The organism is Streptomyces sp. AM8-1-1, from assembly GCF_032229325.1.
GTDB classification, from domain to species: Bacteria; Actinomycetota; Actinomycetes; order Streptomycetales; family Streptomycetaceae; genus Streptomyces; species Streptomyces achmelvichensis.
The window spans coordinates 8,387,362-8,411,446 of record NZ_CP135086.1; the positions used below are offsets into that span (position 1 = coordinate 8,387,362).

At 66.2% G+C, this 24,085-nt stretch carries 12 protein-coding genes; 4 read left to right on the plus strand and 8 right to left on the minus strand.

Features of this window, described 5'->3' with window-relative positions:
• Window positions 1-188: 188 nt before the first annotated feature.
• The 6 genes from RPQ07_RS37390 to RPQ07_RS37415 form a co-directional block, all read right to left on the minus strand.
• A complete protein-coding gene (locus RPQ07_RS37390) occupies window positions 189-1,661 on the minus strand; it encodes a Wadjet anti-phage system protein JetD domain-containing protein (RefSeq protein ID WP_313948712.1) in 1,473 nt (490 codons plus the stop codon).
• Window positions 1,654-4,818, minus strand: a complete 3,165-nt coding sequence (locus RPQ07_RS37395) for a hypothetical protein (RefSeq protein ID WP_313948713.1) — start codon at window positions 4,816-4,818, stop codon at window positions 1,654-1,656. Before RPQ07_RS37395 ends, RPQ07_RS37390 begins: the two co-directional genes overlap by 8 nt.
• A complete protein-coding gene (locus tag RPQ07_RS37400; protein ID WP_313949141.1) occupies window positions 4,815-5,432 on the minus strand; it encodes a hypothetical protein in 618 nt (205 codons plus the stop codon). The genes RPQ07_RS37395 and RPQ07_RS37400 overlap by 4 nt, the downstream gene beginning before the upstream one ends.
• 11 nt (window positions 5,433-5,443) lie before the next feature.
• Entirely contained in the window at window positions 5,444-6,004 is a 561-nt protein-coding gene (locus RPQ07_RS37405) for a hypothetical protein (RefSeq protein WP_313948714.1), read from the minus strand.
• Complete coding sequence (locus tag RPQ07_RS37410; RefSeq protein ID WP_313948715.1) at window positions 6,001-7,296, minus strand: hypothetical protein; 1,296 nt, start codon at window positions 7,294-7,296, stop codon at window positions 6,001-6,003. Before RPQ07_RS37410 ends, RPQ07_RS37405 begins: the two co-directional genes overlap by 4 nt.
• Before the next feature lie 821 nt (window positions 7,297-8,117).
• Complete coding sequence (locus RPQ07_RS37415; RefSeq protein ID WP_313948716.1) at window positions 8,118-8,249, minus strand: hypothetical protein; 132 nt, start codon at window positions 8,247-8,249, stop codon at window positions 8,118-8,120.
• A gap of 164 nt (window positions 8,250-8,413) precedes the next feature.
• Between RPQ07_RS37415 and RPQ07_RS37420 the strand changes: the two genes are divergently transcribed.
• Both RPQ07_RS37420 and RPQ07_RS37425 read left to right on the plus strand, forming a co-directional pair.
• Complete coding sequence (locus RPQ07_RS37420; protein ID WP_313948717.1) at window positions 8,414-9,211, plus strand: hypothetical protein; 798 nt, start codon at window positions 8,414-8,416, stop codon at window positions 9,209-9,211.
• 269 nt (window positions 9,212-9,480) lie between these two features.
• A protein-coding gene (locus RPQ07_RS37425) for an IS5 family transposase (RefSeq protein ID WP_313949142.1) occupies window positions 9,481-10,280 on the plus strand; the annotation gives its coding sequence in 2 pieces (ribosomal slippage) (window positions 9,481-9,816 and window positions 9,819-10,280; 798 coding nt in all).
• Window positions 10,281-10,289: 9 nt separating this feature from the next.
• Here the strand turns inward: RPQ07_RS37425 and RPQ07_RS37430 are convergent.
• Both RPQ07_RS37430 and RPQ07_RS37435 read right to left on the minus strand, forming a co-directional pair.
• The gene (locus RPQ07_RS37430) at window positions 10,290-11,210 is read right to left on the minus strand and encodes a DUF4238 domain-containing protein (protein ID WP_313948718.1); all 921 of its coding nucleotides are present in this window, start codon (window positions 11,208-11,210) and stop codon (window positions 10,290-10,292) included.
• 1,045 nt (window positions 11,211-12,255) lie between these two features.
• Window positions 12,256-15,546 (minus strand): DNRLRE domain-containing protein, encoded by a 3,291-nt coding sequence (locus RPQ07_RS37435; protein WP_313948719.1) that lies wholly within the window; start codon window positions 15,544-15,546, stop codon window positions 12,256-12,258.
• Between the two features lie 633 nt (window positions 15,547-16,179).
• Here RPQ07_RS37435 and RPQ07_RS37440 point away from each other — a divergent pair.
• Window positions 16,180-23,226, plus strand: a complete 7,047-nt coding sequence (locus tag RPQ07_RS37440; protein WP_313948721.1) for a polymorphic toxin-type HINT domain-containing protein — start codon at window positions 16,180-16,182, stop codon at window positions 23,224-23,226.
• Window positions 23,223-23,612 carry a hypothetical protein gene (locus tag RPQ07_RS37445; protein ID WP_313948722.1) on the plus strand — a complete coding sequence of 130 codons (390 nt, stop codon included), beginning with the start codon at window positions 23,223-23,225 and terminating at the stop codon, window positions 23,610-23,612. Before RPQ07_RS37440 ends, RPQ07_RS37445 begins: the two co-directional genes overlap by 4 nt.
• The last annotated feature ends 473 nt before the right edge of the window (window positions 23,613-24,085 follow it).

Sequence of the window (24,085 nt, forward strand, 5' to 3'; positions counted from 1 at the left end):
GCCATCGGCCGCGCGCACCAGGCATCCGGACGACGCTGAATCGGCCCGGGCCGTGCACCCAGTCGCCAGGCGCGGGTGCGGTGAGGCGCGTTAGACAGCGCTCCAGACTTTGGCTGACTAACAGGGGAGGTCCACGTGTACCTGATTGATACAGCGTGATGTCGATGACATCCAGACGGAATCGGTGATCAAGCGATGCCGTCGGTGCTGAATGGCCAGATAGCCGACGTTTGTTCGCCGGGGATCTGGTCCAGCGTGCGCGCCAGGGTGGGCAGGACCTCGGGGTAGAGAGTTTCGTGTTCGCAGCCGTCGCCGCCACTTGCGGCGATCTCCGCGGCAAGGGCGCGCAGGGCGAGCGGTCCGCTGACAGCGAGCCGCTCGGCGAGGTGGACGTTCCCCGCCCGCTTTTCGGGTTTCTGACGGTACTTCGTCCCTTGCCGGTACAGGTCGACGTCCATGCCGACTGGGGTGATGGGACGGCCGATGCGTTCGGTGAGGTTGGCGATGATCTGGATGCCGTGGGCGTCCAGGTCCTGCCAGGCGGCCACTGGCAGCGGTGCCATGGCCTTGAGGAACGCGGCCAGGCCGTGCGTGGCGTAGCCGGCACCCCATACGCACAGCCACCTCTCTGTGACGCCGGGGAGTTTGCACACCTGCGTGAAGGCGTCCTCGTTCTCGACCAGGAACACACCCACGGCCGAGCAGTCGATTAGCCCGAGGCTGCGCAAGCCGCCTGCGGGCAGTCCCAGCCAGGGGCGGCAGGCTGCGGCGTCGGCGATGACATCGTCGACGCGCCAGCGCAGGGGCCCGCGCATGCGCAACTCGGTGTCGGTCTCTTCTACCGCTTGGTCGAAGGGGCGGCCGACGAGATTGGCGAACGCCTGCCGGCGGGCCGGCGTCCACGGGTTCTTGGTGTCGCGCATGCTCTTGCCCGCCAGGGCTTTGGCGGTCATCGGCTGAGGGCGGGACTGGGCAGCCCACCACACTGCGGCGGACCTGACGGCCACCTCATACACCCGCCAGTCCTCGGTTCCGGCGGCGCTGCCCGCAGGAACCTGCAGGGTGCGGGCCGGGGCAGTGGCGGTCAGCAGGGCGTGCTCGCTGGCCAGTTGGGGGACGCCTACCATCTCCTGCAGCAGCTCGGCGTGCAGCCGCAGCGGGTCGGGGTGGCCTCGCAGGTGGGCGAGCTTGTCCTCCCTCAAAGATGCCCAGGACGGGGTCAGCCGCCAAGAGTCTGGGGCGAACCCGGTGGTCTGGATGACCTTGCAGCGCAGGACGACGGCACCGCAGCGGATCAGCGACACGGTGGTGCGCCACGCCTGCTGGGGACCGAACTCGGCCTCGACGGTGGCCCACCGCTTGCGGGTCCGGGTCGTCAGGACCTTGACCAGGTCGCGGTCCGCCAGGCCGGGCGGCGGGTCGTAGGCGGGGACCGGGTCGGATGCGACGAGGTCGACGACGGCGGGGTTGACCCGCCGTTTGCGGTCCAGGGGCACGCGAGTGAGGACCTCGTCGCCGTCTTTTCGGGTGCGGGGCACAGTGACGGCGATGATCCCGGCGGGAAGTCCGTGCAACGGCACTTCCCGGCGGCCGTGGGCTTCGCCGACCAGCAGTGCGGGGCGGGGGAGAGGCGCGGTGGGCTGCTCAGGCATGTCAGGCATGGGAGCGTCCTGCAGTGATCCAGTCGGCGGTCAGTTCCACGCGCTGGGCGTCGGTGTCGTGTCCCCAGGCGCGGGTGGGCTGGTTGTAGGCGTCGGAGGATGAGGCGTGCACGAACCACAGCAGTTCGTCGCAGACGTCGGCGGCATCCACCAGGACACTGTCCTGGCAGGTGCCCAGGATGGTCAGGTGCTGGCGGCGCGCCACATCCCGCAAAGCGGCGAGCATGTCCTTGCGGTTGACTTCGCCCAGGCTGTTGCCGAGCTCGTCCAGGATCAGGACCCGGCCCCTGGTCTCGGCGTCGGCCAGCACCGCGGCCAGGACCAGCTGGATGGCATGCACCTTCACCTGGGCGCCGTTGGCGTTCTCCCGGTAGTGCACGTAGGCGCCGCGTGGGGAGCGTTTCCAGCGCGGTGTCACCTTCCACCGCCAGGGCTTGGCGCCCTCGGCCCGCACGCTGGCGTATTCCAGGCGTGCGCCGTCACCGCCCCGTTGCCGGTCCAACGCGTCGAAAGCGTCGCTGATCTGCGCGAACAGACCCTCGACGTGATGTTCGATCATGTCCTGGAGCGTCTGTAGAGTGTGCTCGCTGCGCTCTGCCGCAGTGGTGAGTTTGGCCAAGGCTTGCTCGCGCAAGGAGCGGCCGGAGTCGATTCGGGCGGCTTCGACGGCGTCCTTGTCGGCGTGGCCGTCCAGCCGTATCTGCAAGGGCGCGGCCACCTCGTCGAATCCGGTGCGCGGCAGCGCGGATGCCTCCTCCTCCGCGAAGCCGGCCCGCAGGCGCTGCGCCAGTCGCAGGTCCTCGTCGACGGCGGCCACAGCGCCGGCAGGCAGGCCGTAGTGCTCGTACGCGTCCCGCAGGCGATCCTCGACTTCCCGCCGCAACCGGCCGGGCCGGGGCACCGGCGTGCCGGGGTCCGTGACCTCCACGATCTCAGCCGCCTCCTCGACGGAGGCGCCCCACAGCTGCTGCCACTGCGGGCAGGCGATCTCGGAACGGGCCCTGACCAGCGCCGTGTGCTCCTTGACCTGCTCCTTGCATGCCTTGGCGGCCGCATCCCGAGTGAGCTTCGCGGTCGTCACCGTCTGGTCGTGGGCGGCAAGGGCGCTCTGGGCCCGTTCCCACACGTCGTGCAGCCTCTCCTCCGCGCCCCGAGCTGTAGCGACTTCGGCGTCGGCTTCCGCGATCTCGTCTTTCAAGCTGGAGGCCTGCTTTTCCAGGGCTGCCAGATCCCGAGCCGCCACGGCAGCATCGTGCTCGATCTCGGCGACTTCGAACTCGGACTCGGCCGTGCTCAGGACCGCAGTTGCCGTGGACACGTCGTCCTCGCACCGGCGCCGGTGCGAGACGGCCTGGGCCACGCGGGCGTCCCGCCCGGCGATCGGCGACAGGAAGCCGCCGACGACCGCAAGCGACAACCTGGCATCGTAGGCCGCCGTCGGCTCCTCCAGAGCCGTCATGCGCTCCTGCAGTGCGCCGAGGAACCCGGCCAACGCCCTGCCGCTGTGCACTCCGGGAGGCAGAACACCCCCAACACTCCCCGTCTCGTCGGCCGGGTCGGCGGCGATGACCTGTGCACCGGGCAGGTCGCGCAGCAATTCCCGGGCGCGTTCGGCTTCCCCGCACGGCACCACCACGGCGTCGCGCCAGGGCCATAGGCGCGCCTCCCACTCCGCGCGAGCCGACTCCTCCAGCTGCAGCTGGTCCATCAGCCCGACGGCGCTGATGCCGTGGCCGTCGAGTTTCTCCAGGGCCTGCCCCGCGGCCCCGCTGCGCCCCTGCCGGGCCGCTTCCTCCAGCTGGCGGGCCTGGGACAGGGAACGCTCTGCGTCGGCCTTCTGCTGCCGCGCCGTATACAGCGTGTTTCGGGCGACTTCGAGCACACTGCGGGCATCGGCAACCGGCGCCCCCCGCCACAAGCCGGCACTCGGCCGCAGGGGAGCCATGTTCTGGCGGACGATGTCCCGCCGGGTAGCAGCCGACGTTCGTTTCGCGGCGGCCTCCTCGGTGACCTGCTTGGCGTCCACCCACTCCTGGCGAGCGGCGGCCGCATCCTCGGCCAGCCCAGTGGCCGCCTTCAGCTCGTGCAGCTTCTCCTCAGCACGATCGACCAGAGTCTGTGCCTGCACCACTTGCAGCTCTTTACCCTCCAGGTCCGCCGCCAGCTCCCAGTCGGCCTGGACTGCCCGCAGGTAGCAGGCAGCCACGTAGCGCCGCCACGCGCGACCACCTGCTTCCAGCGCGGCGCGGGCAGCAGCACGCGCCCGCACGCCCTCCAGCACCGCCTCCTCGTCCGCCAGGGCCAGTCCATGCTCGTTACGCGCCTTCTCCAACTGCGCAGCATGTTCCAGGGCCTTGCCACGACGGGCACCCTCCTGCTCCAGCAGATGGGACATACCAGACAGAGCGATCAGAGCCTCCCCGATGTCGTGCGGCTCCATCGCCGTCATCTGCTGGCTCAGCAGCGAGGGCACCGCCGGGCGCAGCGGCGTGTCGAGATAGGTCAGGCACCGCGGTGCGTTGCCGTAGAGGACATCGGCCATACGATGCGCTGACAGCCGACCGGCGCTCCCCAGCTCCTGCCACAGGTCGTCCGCCTGCACCGCGCGCTCGACATCGGTTGCAGCATCAGCCACGTGGATACCCTCCGCCCAGTTGGCCTGGACGTACGGGGCAGACGCGGCGATGCGCACCCACACCGTCAGAGCCCCCTCGCCGGGATCATCCCCCTCGTCGCCGTTGTACGCGTCGAGCCTGTCGCGCGCGAAGACCCCGACCACGTAGCCGTGCGAAGCGGCCGGAATCTGTTGGGCCTGGTCCACCCCGGCCGCATCCGGCTTGAACAGGATCCCGCTGGCGTACAGCCCGTGGTTGGACTCCAACCGCCACTGAGGATCGGCCAGCAGCAGCGAGACCGCGATGAGGAACGAGGTCTTGCCCGAGCCGTTGGAGTCATCCTTGGGGCCCATCCCGGATACGGCGACGAACGTCTCGGGCACCACCGGCACCGCGTGGGTGGTCAGCCGGGCGATGTCGAACGTCTGGACCGCCACCAGATGGCGGTCACCGATGATGCCGCGGTGCTCGACGAGCTCGGGCAGCGCCTCCTCATCCTCGCCTGGATCCTCGGTCCCGCCCTGGTGCCAGGTGGCGTTCATCGTTCCTGCCTTTCCTGGCCGGCGGCGCGGGCCCGGCGCCGCAGGATCGCCTCGGCCATGCCCCCTCTCGGCTCGGCCAGCAGTACCAACTGCTCGAACAGGTCCGCCTGGGCTGTCGGCGTCAGCCGCAGCAACTGGGTGCCCAGTACGATCCCCGAGCCGGTGGGCCGCACGAGGTCGGCGGCGGTAAGACGGCTCAGCGCGGCGTCAACGACCCCGTCGGGCACCGCGGATTCCTTCAGGCGCTCCCGGCTGACCGGCAATCCCTGGGTCCACAGTGCCTGCGGCAGGACGCTGCCGCCGGCGCGCGGGACGGCGACGCTGAACAGCAGCACCAGCGTCAGCACGGCACGGTCCTCACGGGGCAGGACGCCCACACCCTCATCGGCCAGCCGCGCCCTGACCGTGTCGTCATAGCCGGACAGGAATCCTTCTCCCACACCCAGCAGCTTCCGGCCCGAAGCGGCCAGCACCTCCTCCACCACCTTACGCAGCGGCACCTCTGCCAACGCCCGGAATCGCGCCGCCGGCACCGGCAGCCGCGCGGTCTCCACCGCACACACCGCCGCCCGCACTTCTGCACGGCGCTGCTCCGACAGCGCCTCCAGATACATCACTTCCACGCCTACCCCTCCTCCCCCTGACAGGGCAGCAGGTCGTAGCCGCGCCGCAACTCATCGACATCCCGCTCGCTCCAGGCGGCCGCCATCGGTCCCAGCCGCACCATGCCGTCCCCGACATCGGCGGCCAGGTAGCCACACGCGCGCAGGACCCGCAGCGCCCTCCGATACGCTGACCTCTGCGCGATCAGAGCCATGCCCTCCCGTGGCAGACCGTCCCCGGGCGGAGCACAGGCAGCCAGCATGTCCTCCTCGGTCACCGCGCCCCCCGGATACAGCGGCTGCTCAGGATCGAGCCAGCACAGGCGTACAGCGGCTCCCAGCGTCAGCAGCTGCGACTGCGTCGCCTCCCGATGCGTCAGCGGATCGCCCACCACACCACTGACCGGCTCCACGTCCGGCGCCCAACGCACCATGACCCCCTGACGGTCGGCCACCTCCACCTCAACAAGGCGCCGCTGCACGTCGTCGGCGGCCCGCCGCAGCACCGACAGCGCATCCGCTGCCCCCAGCGGCACGACCCGCACAGCCCGAGCCCAAGCCAGCAGATAGGCGTCCTCGTTCATGCCGGCCCCTCCTGCACGGCCGAAGAGTCTCCGCCCACGGCACCCGATACGTCCTGCGGCAGCCGGAACAAGGACAGCGGACTGGCATAAGTGACCGCCCCGGCCGGATCGACGACGATCTCCTCGCTGATCTCCACGAAGAACGGCGTCGCCGGGTCCGCAGAAGCCTGCAGCAAGTCCACCACCGTCGCAATCGACGCACGCCATGGCAGCGCTCCCAGCGTCCCGGTCAGATCAGCCTCCTGCCCGCCCCTGACCAGCGACTCCATCGACGCCGAACGCCGCCGACGCAACAGCAGCGCCTTCGTTCGCGCCGCTTCCACCGGATCAGGACCCAGCGGAAGCGGCGCCGGCCGCGCCGGCCGCCGCCGGGGGGCCGGCGGCCGCCGCTCCCCGGCGGCCACGAGCACCTGCGCCGCAGTGATCTCCACGCTGGCGGGATCGAACACCGTGGCAGCAAACACCTCCGCGAGCGCCTCCACCGGCGCTCCCAAGGCCGCCGACAGATACTGCTCCGGCAGCAGCATGCTGAAGTCCCGCCGCGCACGCACCTGTTGCAGCAACCGGTCGGAGAACTCATCCACGGCCGCCGAATAACGAAGCGCCTCACCGATCAACCGCGTCCCCGACGCTCTCAGCCGCGGGAAGCGGCTGCTGACGGCTTTGACCAACTGCTTCGCATGGTCCAGCAACACGGCCTTGGACTGGTGATGGTGACGTTCACCCACCAGCTCCTCGATGGGCTTGGACCGCACAAGCCGCAGCAGATGCGCGGTGGTGATAGACAGATCACGCCGCACCCGCCGGAGCCGGCCAGCCAACTGATCCTCGCTCAACAAGCCCTGCGTCAGACCGACCTGTGTACGGTCCAGCAGGCTCATGATCTCCTCGACCCCGCCGGCTTCCGCCAGCCGCTCGAAGACCAACAAGGCCGCACCGCTGGTCGGATTGAAGACGTAGCGCCCCTCATATGCCTTGCCGCGGGCCTGCTCCAGCATCCCCAGCCCCACAAAGACCCGGAACCGGGCATCGAACGCCTCATCCGAGGCCACTTGTGCACACGCTGCCGCGATTTCCGATCGGGTCAGCCCCCGATCGGAGGCAAGATCACCAAACGCATCGTGAATCGCCTCGGCCAGCTGCAACGACACAGGATCGTCCGAGACCGCACCCACCGTCGACGCCACCGGCGCAACAAACGGCCGCACGAAGTCCAACCGGTCACCGCGAACCTCATCAGCAGCACCATCGAACAGATCACCCTGCTCGAAGCCGCTCTCCTGTGCAGACAAACTCCCCCCAGAACCGGCCAGGCGCCCCCGCGCCCACTTCCAAGAGACCGAACCTATCCGCCGCGGGCGCTGCCTGCTGCTACATCGCCAATATCCCCGCATTCCCAACAGATGACGTAAACCTCTGCCCATCAGGTCTGCAGCACACGATGGTGCACGGAAAGCACCTCACGCTGCCCGACGACCAGTACAACTGGCTGTCAATGTTCGGCGTTATCACCGACCGTTGGTGGATCGCCGCCGCCTGGTCCCCTGGCTCTGGGTGTCAACCGTCTGACGTTCTGCCGCGCTCACCTGCTTCGCCTGCCGAAGTGACGTCATCTGCCTGCCGTCAGTGAGGGTGAAGCTCATCGAACACCGCGGCTGGGCGGTGTACGGGATGGCGGGGGATCGTTCACGCGGATGTGGCGCGTCGTGGGCTGGGGGAGCGGGGGAGGTTCTCGTCGTCGGCGATGGCGCTTTTGCGCACTACAGCACCGTCGGCTGCTAGCGGCGGTGCTTCGCGCTTCCCGGCCATACCTGGACGTGTGCAGTCAGGCTGATTCCTTCGGACGCTTGATGCGGTAGGGCGGCGAGCCGACACCGACGAGTGAGCACCTTGGCTGGGCATCGGGGAAGGGGCCGCCCCGTAGGAGGGGCGACTGCGTCACCCGAAAGGAGAGTCGACGAACGCCAACCGGGGGCCGCAACGATCACAGTCGGCGCGGCCCAGTTGGCGCCGTCACATGCGGTCAGGCTCGCCTGGGCTTGCTAATCACGCGCAGGTGAGTGGCCTAGCACGAGACCCGATTCGGCCTCAGGTCTTCAAAGAAGAAGCTGAGTTACTGCAGCCACATATCCAGGGCCCAGCGTCCGAGCTCCATCACTGCACGCGACACGACCCACCTGGCGGTGGTCTTCAGCGCCTCGTGCCGCCAGGCCTGGTCATGCCACTTCGCTGCGAACTTCTTCATCGCCTGCCCCTCCTCGGCTCCCGGCCCCGTTGGCCGGCCCGAGCACCACTGATCCCGTTCGGCCTGGGGTTCAGCGACCCCCAGGTCCGCCGAACGGGACGTCGACGCAGGCCACACCTGGTCGAATTGGTGTTCAGCGGAGGTTCAGACTGAACGGGGGACGCATGAACGACCGGCCTGCGGCCGAGCAATTGGCGCGCGCACTGAAGGAGCTCAAGGAGAAGGCCGGCCGCCCGTCGTATGCCGCGATCGCGGCATGGGGCCAACAGCAGACCCCTGCTGTCAACTTGGCCAAGGGCAAACTCAGCGCGTGGTTCAACGGCCGCAGCGTGCCCACCTCCGGCCGGCCCTTCACCGTGCTCGTCGAGCTGCTCGAGGCGCGTGCCCAGCAAAAATCTGGCACTCCCAAGCGCGGCGTCCCCCAATGGCAGGCGATGCGGACAGCAGCGGTCTATGAGCAGCGCCGCGCTGGCTTCGGCGACTCTGCTCCCTCAAGCGACATACAGATGGGGGAGGCGGACCCGGTGGTGCGGCTGGTCACCCAGGCCGGGGAGTTTATGCGGGAAGCAGGCAGGGTGTTCGATGCCGTCGCGCGATATGAACTTTCCCCCCGTCGCGACTACCCGACGAAGACAGTGACGACGGCGGATGGCTGGTCCTTCGATGTTCCGGTCGAGCCCGTACCTGCCGATCCCAAGGATGTGGAGGCGCTGGCCGAGGTAGACCGCGCTTTGGTCGGAGTGCGAGTGGATGCAGAACGCACAGCCACGCTGATGCCTTGCCTGGAAAGTCACGTCAGCCGTGTGCTGGCCGCATGCACCGATGTGCGGAGGTCCTGCGTGAGTATCGACCATGACGATGAGGGCCGACCAGACAGCTCCTACCCGGCGGATCTGCGCAAACTCACGGGAGCACTGGATGAGTTCAAGGAAGTGGCGGCCGTACTACGGCGTAGCGCATGAGCGGCATTCCGGTCCGGGACAGGACAGGGCCCCGGTCCCGTGGCGGACGCAGGGTCTCTCCCCTCCTACTGGAACTGTGTGTCCGGACGTCAGGGGCTTGGGGCTGATGACCAGCATTGTGCCGTGGCCACTGACCAAGTGACGGACCAGCATTCCGCAACGCACGCAACTCGTTGCCGTTGAGAGCGGTGGTCGCAGGCGACGGCGGGGGCTGGCTCGGCTTAGAAGTCATCTCATTTGGCTGGGTAAGCTGTCTGGTCGTGGCGAGGATCGTTGAGCGGCTGGTGCCGGACGAGTTGTGGGAGCTGTTCCAGCGCGTGGTGCCGGAGGCACCGTCGCGGCCTCAGGGTGGCGGCCGGCGTCGGCACGGCGACCGCGAAGTGCTGGCCGCAATCGTCTTCGTGGCGACCTCTGGCTGCACGTGGCAGCAGTTGCCGACCGCGTCGTTCGGGCCGTCCGGCGCGACGGCTCACCGGCGATTCACCGAGTGGACGAAGGCCCGGGTGTGGGCCAAACTCCACCGCCTGGTCCTCGACGAACTGGGATCCCGCGGCGAGTTGGACTGGTCTCGGTGCGCGATCGACTCGGTGAACATGCGGGCCTTGAAAAGGGGGAGCTGACAGGCCCGAATCCTGTAGACCGGGGCAAGTACGGGTCAAAGATCCACTTGATCACGGAGCGGACCGGCCTGCCCCTGTCCATCGGCATCTCGGGCGCCAACACACACGACAGTCAGGCACTGATCCCACTGGTGAAGGGCATACCGCCGATCCGTTCTCGCCGAGGACGCCGGCGGCGCAGACCGGACAAACTCCACGCTGACAAGGGCTACGACTACAACCACCTGCGGCGATGGTTATCCGGACGAGGCATCCGGCACCGCATCGCCCGCAAGGGCATCGAGACCTCACAACGACTCGGCCGCCACCGCTGGACCATCGAACGCACCATGTCCTGGCTCGCCGGATGCCGACGCCTACACCGCCGCTACGAACGCAAAGCCGACCACTTCCTGGCCTTCACCAGCATCGCCTGCACCCTGATCTGCTATCGCAGACTCACCAAATGAGATGACGTCTTAGGCACTGGTTCCGGGCTGGTAGTCATGGAGGAATGCCGGCGCGACCAGTTGTTGCCGCTCCAGCAGGTCAGGCAGCTCCCGTGCGAGCTTGGGGTGGGTCTGCCTCCACTGAGGGGGATGCGCCACGAACTCCCGGCTGTTGAATACGGTGAACTGGTTGATGGCGGCCGCGTCCAGGCGGGATACCTCGTCCGGGTTACGGGAAATGATGAGGGCGAGGCTGCTGCCGAGCGGCACTGTGATCCGCCGGAAGTTGCTGAAGCCGACGCCGACGCCGTGATCGAAGAAGCCGGTAGGTATGTCTGGCGGCGGGGTGCCCACGACCCCTGACATGCACAGCGGATTGTCGCTGACGATCAGGCCGCCGCCGCGTGGCCGGTAGCACGCCCAGTGCATGTCGCTGGATAGCAGGACCGACACCAGGTGATTCCACTGGTCCTTGTAATGGGCGTCCTCGTCGTTGCGTGCCTGCCATGGCCAGATGACCGTCTGGGTGATCAGGCCCATCATGCTGGACTGGACTTCTTCCTCGTCCAGGTCATAATCGTCGACTCCCACGGATTGGTTGACCACGTGCCGTAGGAAGCGGCTGCGCTGCCATTGCAGGGCCAGTAGCCAAGCCAGGGCCTCCCGGGCATGCTCGGGCACGGCACGTTCACGGCGTTGCACCAGCTCCTTTACGACGGAGGCGGCCTGCCCTTCGATGTCGCCCATGGCGGCTTCCATCGACGAGTGGTCGGGATCTCTTCCAGGCCGGTAGACCGAATGCCCGTACTTGCGCTGGCCCGTCTCCTTCACATTCCTCCGGAAGGCGCGTCCGCTGACCCATTGATGCACGTACAGCTGTCCCCCTTGCTCGGCGAAGTACTTGAGCAGGAACTGGGGGACGAAGTGGTGTCTGACGGGATGCGACGGCATACGGGGGACTGTAGCGGTGACCCTGCCGTGTGCTTCCTGGCAGGCTGTCGGGGCGGCGCAGGTACACGAGAGCAGGGCACGCCGGTGCGGCGGAAGTCTGCATCATCAGTCACCTTTCACGGGTGCCGGTGACCGTGGTGTCCCCTCGACCAGCTCGTGCGGTACGTCCAGTGCGGCGGAAGGAGGAAACCAACTGGGCTCCTGCGCCCCTACACGCCGCTTGCCCAGTCATTCAAAGCGCCAGCCGTTTCACGAATACAGGTATCAACCAACTCGCTCAGCCGCTCGAAGCCATAGGCAGAAAATAGTGAGCCACTAGGGGCCCTCCCTCTCGCAAGTCCGCCTTCCTGCAGTCGCCGCCAGCCTGTATCGGCCGTCCGCCGGCGCCTCGGCGGTACGGAGATCACGGGTATGCGCGAGAACGCATTCCAGGCCTTCAACGATGGGGTTCTCGCTATGCCGGTGCGGCTTCGCGACGGACCAGCCCGGCGCATGGTCCTGTCCGGCAACGCCCGTGCCGGCAATGTCCGAAGCGGGCGGCCCCGTGCAACGTGCGAAGTGAACACGGGCCCGCCCGGGCCCGCACTGTCCTGTCAGAGGCGGGCTGTACTGGCAACCGTACGGTTACGGGAGGTCACGCGCCTGTCGAGATGGTCCCCTGCTGAATCAGGGGTTGAGCTCGCGTTCGTTCCCCGACTGACTGGCTCCAAAAGCAACGGCATTGTCATGGACAACAAGGGGGAAGTCATGCCGGAGCCGAAGGCCGGAGGCCCCATTGCGGGGCCACGAAAATGTATCGGGGGGATCAAGGCGTGTGGCACGGGCGGATCGGACAGATAGAGCCCGGTCCCCACGGACTCGCACCCGTATCGCTCGGGGACGCCTCGTCGGCGGAGGCTGCCGCCGCGCTGCCGCACCGACCAGACCCGCCGGGGGAGGCGGCGGCCAGCCTCCAGCTTGTAGCAGGCCGCGTCGATCGACGGCGTCGAACAGGACTCCGCCCCGCGACTACCCGGGGCCTTGTGAGTGCGTACCGGCAGGGGCGTCAGCCGATTGCGGTGTAGCCGCTCCAGGTAGTTCCGACGCTGCTGTTGATGATGTTGAACATGTTGGTGGTGCTGAGGGAGGTGGTGCTGCTGCCGGGGTAGATGATGGCATTGCCGTCGGATTTGAGGGTCCAGACGTCGGGTATGGCGTCGCCGGTGACGTCCGGGCTGCCGATGACGATGGGCATGGCGGTTGTGGCCCAGCCGGATGTTCCGTAGGAGAAGTCGATTCCGTCGGCGGATGCCGTTTGGACGGCGAAGGAGAAGAGATCGGTGCCGGTGCCGCTGGCGTGCTTCTTGCCTTTGCGGAGGTACAGCTTGCCGGTGGTGTCTGTCCTGTAGACCAGGTCTAGGGCTGAGTCGCCGGCGATGTTGCCGACTTGGACGAGGTCGCGCAGGGTCCAGTCGTCGCCGGAGAGTTGTGTCGCGGTAGTGAGGCTGGCTCCGGTGTAGCCGGTGAAGGCCCACAGTGTGGTGCCTGCGGTCGCCAGGAGGTCTGGGCGTCCGTCGCCGGTCGCGTCGCCGATGGACAGGATCTGGGTCAGGGACGCGGGGGCGGGTGCGCCGGCGGGCATGAGTATTTCGTGGCGTTCGTTGACGTCGAATCCGCCGTAGCCGTCGCCCGGGTAGAGGTAGAGCTTGCCGTCGGCCATGCGGGCGACGAGGTCCTGGGTGCCGTCGCCGGGAAGCCAGTCCCCGTTGTGGCTGATGAGGGCTCCGGTCCAGTAGCCGTCGTCGACCGGGTTTGTGGCGCCGTCGCTGGTGGTGTAGGCGGCGGGCATGGAGAAGTGCAGCCGGTCGGTGCCGAGCGTCTTCGACCACATCTCGAGGTTGCCCTCGCCGCTGATGGTGTACATGTCGGGCACTTTGTCGCCGGTGACGTCGCCTGCGGTGTCGAGTTCGGGGCTGGGTCGTACGTTGAACTGGTACTTCCGAACACCGGAGATGTTGCCCGAGGCGTCAGCGCTGCGCACGTACAGCACGCTGGGGCCGGCGTGGGGCGGCTTGAGGGTGTAGGTGGCTTCGCCCGGCTTGAGGGGGTGGCCTGCGTCGGGGGCGTGGCCGTCGACGGTGTTGGGCACGGCCTTTTTGTCGAAGGCTGTGTTGAAGCTGTACTGGTATTCCTTGACCTCTGTCGGTGTGCCGTTGGGCTGGAAGGTGAATTCTCCGGCGGTGCCGAAGGTGACCGTGCTCCACGTCGATCCGTCTTCGCCCGGTTCGGGGAATGTGGTGGACGCGACCTCGGGGCTGCTGGGCGCGGTGTGGTCGACGGTGAATTGGCAGAACGCAGTTGTCTTCGGAGGTCCCCAGGCCGATGTGGCGCCTTCGGCGTCTTTGGAGTAGACGGCCCAGGAGTACGTCACTCCGTGGGTGAAGGCGTTCCAGGGCATGGTGAAGGCGGACATGGCGCCGCTGCTGTTGGTGGCGTGGTCCGCATCGTGCAGTGGACTGCTGGCCTGGCCGTTCTTCCAGACCTTCAGATGCAGGTATTTGAGATTGCCGTCTGCGTCCGACGCCGATGAGGTGAAGGTGATGTCGCTCTTCCCGATGGACAGGTAGGGGGTGAGCGTGTCGCACGTGCCGCCCGGATAGGTCTTCATCAGGGACCCGGTCGGCTCGTTCGGCGGACGGTTGTGGACGACCTCGATGTAGGGGGAGCTTTCACCGTTGGCCTGGAACTTCTTCCAGTATTCGGCGCTGCTCTCGTTGGCGGCCCGCAGGCCCAGGGTGATCGCCGTCTTCTTGCTCGTGGCCGCCTGCTGCGCCTCGGGTTTGATGTCGAGCGCGATCCATTTGTCGGGGCAGCTGGTGGCCTTGTAGCCGTGGCCGGTGACGCCGGTGTTGATGGCCGAGCCCCATGTGGGCTGTTTGTTCCAGGTGCTGGTGCTGGAGATGGCGCTGGTGAGGTGCAGGTTGTACTGGCGTGCCGCGCAGCCCCAGGAGTAGGTCTGCAGGGCGCGGAAGGTTGCGGATTTGACGGTGGTGCCGTGCAGTTTGCTGTCGAACTCGAAGGTGAAGACCGAGCGGGACAGTCCGCCGGAATCGGACTCGTAACCCACGCGGGCGTCGTTGGTGCCGTCGTTGAAGTTCTGCCCGTTGTAGAAGCTGGAGCTGGGGTGCTTTTGGTAGAGCAGAGTCCAGTTCTTCTTGCGGCCCTTGAAGGACGGGTCGATGAAGACGGGGTAGACCGTGTCCGGGTCGCTCAGCAGCTTCTTGCTGACGGTGAGTGCGAGGGTGTTGCCGGTGTCCAGGCTGGCGTTGAGAACTGCGTCGTGGCTGCCAGGCTGAGGTCCGGCGATGCCGGGAAGTGCGAGTGCCGTGTCGCCTACTTCAAGGGGAAGGGTGGGCTTGGGTTCCCCGATGGTGGTCTTGACGTCGCCGGCGGAGTCCCACGCGTAGGGGGTGGGGGAGGAGGCGACCTCGTCGCCGCTGGCGTCGAGGGCTCTGACGACGTGGGACTCCGCGTCGAGGCGGAACGTCAGGTCGGGGGAGGCGAGGCGGTAGTTGAGCTGTGACAGGAGGGGGTCGGAGGCTGCTTCCCGTGTATGGACGATCAGGGCGTGTGAGTAGCCGCTGTCGCGCGCGGTGAGCAGCAGGTCGATGCCGGGGCGTACGTTTTCGTAGAGGGCTCGGGAGCCGTCGATGACCGGCTCCGGAAGGGGGCCGGGCCAGCTGACGGTGAGCTGGTGCCCTTCGACGGTCAGCCGCACCAGTTCGGTCCACGTGCCGTCTTGGTGGCTGGTGGGGGTGTGGGGAAGTGCGGGCCGCGGGTTGGTGCGGGAGGCCCGCGAACTGTGAGTGCTGCCGGCGCTGAAGAGCAGGGGGTCGTTGACTGCCTTGGGTGCGTACCCGCCCTCGACGCGGTGCAGGTCGGTGTCGATCTGCCTCCAGGTGCCGCCAACCTTGGCGCGGATGGTGTCGCTGTAACTGCGGGTTCGCAGAAGGCCGTCCGGGCGTGCCCAGGTCGTCGAGTTCGCGGTCCGTTCGGCGCTGATCTCGACGTCCTGGCCCGACGCCCGGGCCTGCCTGACTGCCGCTGCGGTAGTGACAGGAGCGGTCGGCCCAGCCCTGCCCGTCTTGTTGTCGGATCGCGCGGGGGTGCGTTCGTGTGCGAGGTCCACACCGACCGGCAGCGCGACTGCGACAGCGAGGAGCGCTGCGAGAGCGGCAAGTGAACGCCGTGTGCGGGGGCGTCGCAGTGCGCTGACCGTCGGTGCGGCATCACAGGTGCCCGAGTCCCTGCCGGGCCCTGAACGGTTGCTGCTCTGCCCAGTCTTCGAGGCGTCCATGACTTCCTTCCCCCTCCGGAAACGGCTCCTCCCTGAGCCGCTCCCGGAACTGCCTACCGGCACAGATGTGCGCGAGCAGAGCATGGACCATCTTCACGTTTTCGTCACCCATCGACAGGTGAGATGGCGTCGGCGGGAACCGCAGGCCGAGGCGTCTCTGACGAAGGGGCAGTCGCGGGGCTGACGTCACCTCACGGGGCATCAAGGCTTCCCAATATCGGCATATTTGGGGCAGATCTGAAGGCCGAATCCGCTCCTTGATCATCTGAATTCCGCTATGTCCAGATAGCTAATCATGATGTTTTTGATCATCGGATATCCACTATGCGGCTTTAAGTGCTGATGAAGGGCTTCACTTCCATTGGTGTACGTGATTGAGGTCACACAGCATGAAGTTCTGTGGATTTACTGTGTGATCGCCCCACACAATCGCCGAGCTATTTATCGATTCCCTGCGGCCTGCTCTACGCCGCCGCAGCGGAAGTGGGGGTCACCATGTTCACGCCCGGTCTGGGACGCCAACTACGCCTGCCCGGAAGCGCCGGTGCGTCTACCCGTGCGGGAGCAAGGAACTCCCGCAGGGCTGGCCGCCGCCGGGCACAGCGCGTCGGCATCATCGTGTCGGCAGTCCTCGTGGCAACCCTTCTGCCGGCCCAAGCGTGGGCCGCCCCGCCCGGCGACCCCCGCAACGGACCCGCCCTGGTGCAGCTTCCCCAGGAGAAGCCGGTCGCTCCGGACGAGGACAAGATCGAGGAGCTGAGCAGCTGGGCTGGTGCGCCCGTCGAGCCGCCGGCCGAGTACAACCCCGACAACGTCGCGCCCCCACAAGCGGCCGAGGACACCGTCGAGTTGGACGGCGCAGGAGATGAACTCGTCCAGGTCGAAGGCATGCCCGTCCGCATCGGTCAAGCGTCACCAACGGAGACCATGCCGAATCCCCCCGCACCGGGCGGATCCTGGGATGTTGCGATGGAACCCCGCGCTTCCACCGAGTCGGCGGAAGTCGACGGGGCGCTCATCAAGGTCACCCCTCCGCCGGCAGGTTCCACCCCTGTGGATGTCGAGCTCGACTACGGACACTTTGAAGACCTGTTCGGCACCGAATGGTCTTCCCGGCTCAAGCTCACGCAACTGCCCTCATGCTTCCTCGAGACACCGGAACTCGACGAATGCGCCACCGCCGTCGACATCCCGAGCGCGAACAATCCGGGCACGGAAACCATTCGCGCCACCGTGGACCCCGCGGCCGGCCCAGCGCAGGGCCTCACCGCACAGGCCGGCGGCGGCCCCATCGTCCTCGCGGCAACCGACTCCGCCGCAGGAGCCGGCGGAACCTACAAGGCCACGCCCCTGTCCGCGACCGGGTCATGGACAGCAGGTGGCAGCGGTGGAGGCTTCTCCTGGTCCTACCCCCTCACCATCCCCGCACCTCCCGCAGGACCCGCGCCGAAAATCGCCTTCTCCTACTCCTCGCAGGCAGTTGACGGCAAAACGTCCGTAGCCAACGGCCAGGCCTCCTGGATCGGCGACGGCTGGGACTACAACCCAGGATTCATCGAGCGCCGCTACCGCTCCTGCCCGGACGACCGGAAAGAGTTTCCCGAAGACGTCAAGAACGACAACGTCCCCAACAACGACAACACCACGGACAAGAAGAAGTCCGACCTGTGCTGGGCCAGCGACCACCTCGTGATGTCGCTCGGCGGTAACTCCACCGAACTTGTCCATGATCCCGACGGCACCTGGGTTCCCGCGAACGACGACGGCGCCAAAGTCGAGTACAAGGACAAGAACGGAGTCACCCGCCCCGACCAGACCGGCGCCTACGACGGCGAGCACTGGGTCGTCACCCTCCGCGACGGCACCCGCTACTGGTTCGGCCGTAATGACGTCGACGGCTCCGGCAGCCGGCCCCTCACCGACTCCGTCTTCACCGTACCCGTCTTCGGCAACCACGCCGGCGAACCCTGCCATGCCGCCACCTACGCGAACTCCTCCTGCAACCAGGCCTGGCGATGGAGCCTGGACTACGTCGAAGACGTTCACGGCAACGCCATGATCATCGACTGGGCAAAAGAGACCGCCCGCTACGCCAAGAACAGCAAGTACAAGGCTGCCCAGCCCTACACGCGAGGCGGCTACCCGACCCAGATCCTCTACGGCCTGCGTGCCGGCAACCTGAACGGCACCCCGGCCGGCAAGGTGCTGTTCAAGGTCGACGAGCGCTGCCTGAAAGAGGGCAGTGTCGCTTGCAGTGACGCCGAGTTCGAGTCCGCGAACTACGAGGAAAAGCAGCCCTGGTGGGACACGCCCTCCACGCTCCACTGCAAGGCGACCGCCAAGAACTGCTATGTCTCCTCGCCGACGTTCTGGACGCGGAAGCGGCTGACCGAGGTCACTACCTACGGCCAGCGCACACCCGGGTCGACGTCCCTGTCCCTGGTCGACCGCTGGAACCTGCAGCAGTCCTTCCCGAAGCAGCGCACGGACACGCACCCTCCGCTGTGGCTGGAATCCATCACCCGCACCGGCTTCGGCACGACCCTTGACGAAGACGGCCACCAGACCAGCACCCCTGTGCCCGCAGTGTCGTTTCTGCCCAATGTCGTCGACATGCCCAACCGCGTCGCCAAGGGCGCCAGTGACACGACGCCGGACTACGACCGCCTGCGCGTCGAGACCATCCGCACCGAGACCGGCGGCGAGATCTATGTCGACTACTCAGACCCCTGCCCCCTCTCAGCAACCCACCCGACCCCGAAGGACAACACCGACCGCTGCTTCCCGGTGCACTGGTCACCCGACCCGGACCTGGAAGAACCGCCCCTCGAGTGGTTCAACAAATACGTCGTCGACCAGGTCCTGGAAAAGGACCGCGTAGCACGACAGCCCGATGTTGTAACCACCTACACCTACGAAGGCGGCGCTGAGTGGGCGAAGGACACCGACGAATTCTCCAAGCCTGAACTGCGCACGTTCAGCCAATGGCGGGGCTATGCCAGCGTGCTGGCCAAAAAGGGACGGCCCGCTACCTCCGGGGATCTGAGTGAGCAATCGCAGACCCGAACCCGCTACTTCCGCGGCATGTCAGGCGACGCCGGCGGAGCCTCCCTGACGATCAAGGACTCGACCGGAACAGAAGAGCTGGGCGACGACCTGCCCCCGTATCAGGGGCAGGTGGCCGAGACCATCACCTATACCAAAGCCGGCGGCACCATCGCCTCACGGCAACTGAATTGGCCCTACAGCAAGGTGACTGCCACCCGGCCGCGCCCCGAAGCCAAGCTTCCTGTGCTCAACGCCTACTGGACAGGGACCCGGCGCACCGACACCAGCCAGACCATCAGCAGCGGCAAGGAACGCTGGACCAGCAGCAGTACCACTTTCGACCCCACGTACGGGCTGCCGCAGACCACGGAAAACCACACGCTGACACCCAACGCGCAGGGCGGCGACACCACGGGTGACCAGGCGTGCGCCACCACGTCCTACGTGCACAACCCGTCGATACACCTGATCGGCCTGGCGCATCGCGTACGCACCACAGCGGGCGACTGCCAAGCAGCCCCGGCAGCCGGCGGCGACAAGGTGATCTCCGACGTCAGAACCTCATACGACGCACTCAACGCTTTCGGCGGCACGCCGACCAAGGGACTTGCCTACCAGGTCGACACCGTTGGAGGCGACGGCACGAGCTGGGTCACGTCCACGCGCAACGAGTACGACGCGCTGGGAAGAACCGTCAAGGTCACAGACGCCTCGGGCAACCCGACCAGAACCAGTTTCACACCGTCCACCGGGCCGGCATTCACCACCACGGTCATCAACGCAGCCGAACACAGCTCCTCGACCGTGTCCGACCCCGGCCGCGGATCCGTGCTGTCCGTGACCGACCCCAATGGCCGCAAGGCCACCAGCCGCTACGACGACCTGGGCCGCATCACGGCCGTGTGGTCCCCCTCCCGCACCCCCGTAACCCACGCCCCGAATGCCACCTTCGACTACCGCGTGGACAGCGATGAGACCCCGGCGGTGATCACGCGATCCCTGCGGGACAACGGGACCTACGAAGACTCCGTCGTCCTCTACGACGGTCTGCTCCGACCCCGCCAGACACAGAACGAAGCCCTGGGCGGCGGCCGCCTCATCGTCGACACCCTCTACGACGACAACGGGACCGTCTGGCAGACGCACAACAGCTACTACGCCAAGGGCGAACCCGACCCGGCCGGCCTCTTCGTCGCCAAGTCCCTGACCGAGGTCAAGAACTCCACACAGACCCGCTACGACGGACTCGGGCGCCCGCTGCGCACCACCACCTTGTACGAAGGCGACCCGCAGCACTCGGCCACCAACCAGTACGGCGGCGACTGGACCCTCACGCGCAGCGGTATGTCAGCCGACGGCCTCACCCCCCGCTCCGGCAGCCGTGCCGCTAAGACGTGGACAGACACCGTCGGCCGCACCTCCCTCATCCAGCACTACTCGGCAGCCGACCTCACTGTCCCGATCAACACCCACTACGCCTACGACCCGCGTGGCAACCTCACGAAGGTCACAGACGAGCACGGCAACACCTGGGAATCCACCTACGATGCACGCAAGCGGCTGACAGCCTCGAAAGACCCTGACGCAGGGACTGCCTCCTTCGGCTACAACGCCTTGGACCAGCAGACCTGGTCCAAGGACGCAGCCGATCGACTCCAGTACAAGACCTACGACGTCCTCGGCCGACAGACCGAGCTCCGCGACGACACAGCCTCCGGCCTCCTCGTAGCCAAGTGGACGTACGACACTCTGCCCGGCGGCAAAGGACACCCGGTCGCGTCCACCCGCTACAACAACGGCGCCGCATACACCAGCGAAATCACAGGCTACGACACCGAATACCGGCCCACCGGCACAAAGATCACAATCCCCGCCACCACCGCCACCCAAGGCCTGGCCGGCACGTACGCCTACACCAACACCTACACCCCGACAGGCCAGCCTCAATCGGTGCAGCTCCCGGCAACCCCGGGAGGATTGGCAGCCGAGAAGATCATCACCCGCTACAACGGCGAGGGTGCACCCGTCACCACCTCAGGCCTTGCCTGGTACACAGCCGACACCCGCTACAGCCCATTCGGCGAAATCCTGCGCACCGTCTCCGGCGAAGCCCCGCGACGCGTATGGACAACGAACCTCTACAACGACAACACCGGCCGCGTCGACCAGTCCGTCGCCGACCGGGAAACAGCGAACCCGAACCGGATCTCCGCGCTGACGTACGGCTACGACACTGTCGGCAACGTCACCTCCATCACCGATACACAGACCACCGGCACCGACCGCCAGTGCTTCGCCTACGACCCCATGGGCCGTATGGCCCACGCCTGGACAGGCGCCACTGACTGCAACGCCTCCTCTGCCGCACAAGGAGCCGGCCCAGCACGCTCCCAGGTAACCGCTGGCACTGCGGGCGACGGCTACTGGCAGGAGTACGAGTTCGACGCCATCGGCAACCGGACAAAGCTGAAAGTCCACGACCCGAACAACGCCGCACTCGACGACACCCACACCTACACCTACGGACGCACGGTCACCGGCAACGGCATGCAGCCCGCCACCACGGTCCAGCCGCACACCCTCACCCAGGCCGACTCAACAGAAGTCACCGCCACCGGACAGGTCACGAACCGTTCCACCTATGCCTATGACATAGCCGGCAACACGACAGAGCGCGTCATCGGAGGCGACACCCAGAGCCTGACGTGGGATCGCCGCAACAAGCTCACCGCGGCCGACACCGACAACAACGGCACCGCCAACGTCACATATCTCTATGACGCCAACGGCAACCGGCTCCTAGAGGACAACGGCACCACCCGCACCCTCTTCCTCGGCGAAGCCGAAGTCACGGTCAACACCGCCGGCCAGGCAACCGACGCCAAGCGCTACTACACCCACCCCGGCGGCCCCACCACCGTCCGCGCAACCGGCGGCAAAACCACAAACCACAAACTCACCGTCCTCCTCTCCGACCACCACAACACGGCCACCAGCGCCGTGGAACAGACCGCCGGACAGGCCCTCACACGCCGCAAGTTCGACCCCTACGGCAACCCCCGCGGCACGGAACCCACCAACTGGCCCGACCGCCGCACCTTCCTCGGCACCGGCATCGACGACCCGCTGACCGGACTCACCCACATCGGGGCCCGTGAATACGACCCCACCCTCGGCCGGTTCATCTCCATAGACCCGATCATCGACATCACCGACCCGCTCCAAATGAACGGGTACACATACGCCAACGCCAGCCCCGTCACCGGATCTGACCCCACAGGCCTGTTCTGCGACGGCTGCAGCGCCAACGAGGACAACTCCGCCTGGGACCCCTCACACGGCCCAGGCTGCACAACCGAAGGCTGCCCCGACTCGCCGCCACCTTCCAAGGGCGGCAATAGTTCCGGTGGAAAGGGTGACGGAAACGGAACTTCGGTAGATATCAAGAAGGAGGGCAACTCGGTAAAGCTCGCCGGACGCTACATACCTACACAGGAAGAGCTGCTTAGGCGGGGGCATTCCCCTTGGAACGACTATCAGAGAAACGTTGAGCAGTGGGCGCAACGAATATGTCAAAATTTCGAAGAGAACAAAAAGTTCTGTAACGCCGCCGACTCCGTAGGATGGCTGGGGGAAACCGGGGACATACTCGAAGTCCTTGGAATCCGTGACGCTATCGAATGTGTCCAGGGGGATGCCGGTTCCTGCGTATGGGTCGCCGTCGACGTAGCTGTTTCAGTCGCGACCCTAGGGCTCGGGAAGGCTGGCACAGCAGCCGCCAGAGCAGCGAAGGCGGGAGCCAAGGAAGCCGACGACGCCGGCGGGCTACTCATCGCATGCCTGCGAGCTGACAGTTTTGTTGCCGGAACGCGCGTGCAGCTTGCTGACGGAACCACCAAGGCAATCGAAGGTATCCATACCGGCGACACGGTCCTTGCCACAGACCCGCAAACCGGCGAGACGAAACCTCAGCCTGTGACAGCCGTCATCCTCACAAAGGATGACAAGGAGTATGTCGAACTCCGCGTAGAGACAGCAGAGGGGATTCGCGCCATCACGGCAACCGGCCACCACCCCTTCTGGTCGGAGTCCGAGAACGCCTGGATCAACGCCGCAGAACTCACGCCGGGCATGACGCTACGGTCCGACGATGGCGCGTCTGTAAAACTCCGAGGCAGCCGTACGTATATTGACCATCAGGTGACGTATAACCTGACCGTGGCGGGCCTGCATACGTACTATGTGCTGGCGGGCAAGATGCCGGTACTCGTTCACAATTGCAATGGGTGGGATCCTGTCAATGGTGGGCTCGACGATAACACCTATGATCGAGTAGATAATGTGCATGGCCCCGATGTAGCCGACGGTGTTGATTACCAGGTGCGGAGGATGCATGACGGCTCCTCCACTGCACTGGATCACGATCTTCCTGGTATCGGACATGACCCTGATGCGTTGGGTTCCTATTTTGCATCCTGGCGAGGCAAGATGACGCACACGGACACCAAGACTGGATCGCGTGTGGCGTATGATTCCAGCAGAGGTGTGCTAATTGTGACAACTGGCCGCAATATCCACGGGTATAGGTATAGTCAGGGTGCCTTTAATAGCGGGAGGTATGTGACGCCATGAGGGTGAAGGTTGCAGCCACGCTGACTCGCAGTGGTGCTTTCTTGCGATTGACGGAGGTGCAGAAGCAGTTGATCTGCGAGACGCTTATGTTCCACGTGGATCGTCCTGATGGGGACCAGCCTTCGGTTGTGCGCCTTGGTGTCGATCGCGCAAGCGCTGCGCGGATAATGAAGAAAGTTGGCGGGCCGAGCTCTGAATTCCAGCTAGATGAGATTCACGTGCTGTTCGCAGCTTTGGTCTCCACCCCGGTCTTGATTCCCTCTGAGGAAGTGTTCTATGAAAGAATCGGCTTCTTTCGGGAGCAGGCATTTGCATTGGCTGGCGGATTGGTGAGTGCCATCGGGGTGCCACCTGGCAGGACCGGAGAGTCTTCGGGAATCGCATAGCCTGCGTGCACTGCCTTCATGCAGTTCTGTGAGTGACTTGAACCAGACTAGGCAGTGACTATCGATAGGTCTTGGCGTCACACGGCCCGGGGCGCTGCGCATAATGGCAGCGCCGCGGGCTCACTGTCCCTAGTACTGACATGCGACTGTTGTGCATTGAGTCTTCCTGGAGACGAACGAATTCCCGGGCGCCGCGCAGTGGTACGCAAGGACTGTTGGGTCGCGTGACTGTCGAGGCACACGTCGAGTGGTCCAAGAACTTTGCTTCGGGCCCATGGGTGGAGACCATCTCGCCGTGCGATAAGGACTGCGAGTTCGTGGCGGCTCAGGGCATCGGATTCCGAGGCGTGAGGGATTCTCGCTGCGCGGCTCAGTGCCAGCTCTAGCAGGGCGGCGGCCGAGTCGGATACGTGTACCGGGCACTGGATTTCGTCTAAGAGAGCATCTGATCTGGGTAGTTGGTGTTCTGGGGT

Coding starts and splice junctions, on each gene's coding strand:
- RPQ07_RS37390 (WP_313948712.1), bottom strand. CDS start 1,661: ATGCCTGACATGCCTGAGCAGCCCACCGCGCCTCTCCCCCGCCCCGCA.
- RPQ07_RS37395 (WP_313948713.1), bottom strand. CDS start 4,818: ATGAACGCCACCTGGCACCAGGGCGGGACCGAGGATCCAGGCGAGGAT.
- RPQ07_RS37400 (WP_313949141.1), bottom strand. CDS start 5,432: ATGTATCTGGAGGCGCTGTCGGAGCAGCGCCGTGCAGAAGTGCGGGCG.
- RPQ07_RS37405 (WP_313948714.1), bottom strand. CDS start 6,004: ATGAACGAGGACGCCTATCTGCTGGCTTGGGCTCGGGCTGTGCGGGTC.
- RPQ07_RS37415 (WP_313948716.1), bottom strand. CDS start 8,249: ATGAAGAAGTTCGCAGCGAAGTGGCATGACCAGGCCTGGCGGCACGAG.
- RPQ07_RS37420 (WP_313948717.1), top strand. CDS start 8,414: ATGAACGACCGGCCTGCGGCCGAGCAATTGGCGCGCGCACTGAAGGAG.
- RPQ07_RS37430 (WP_313948718.1), bottom strand. CDS start 11,210: ATGCCGTCGCATCCCGTCAGACACCACTTCGTCCCCCAGTTCCTGCTC.
- RPQ07_RS37435 (WP_313948719.1), bottom strand. CDS start 15,546: ATGGACGCCTCGAAGACTGGGCAGAGCAGCAACCGTTCAGGGCCCGGC.
- RPQ07_RS37445 (WP_313948722.1), top strand. CDS start 23,223: ATGAGGGTGAAGGTTGCAGCCACGCTGACTCGCAGTGGTGCTTTCTTG.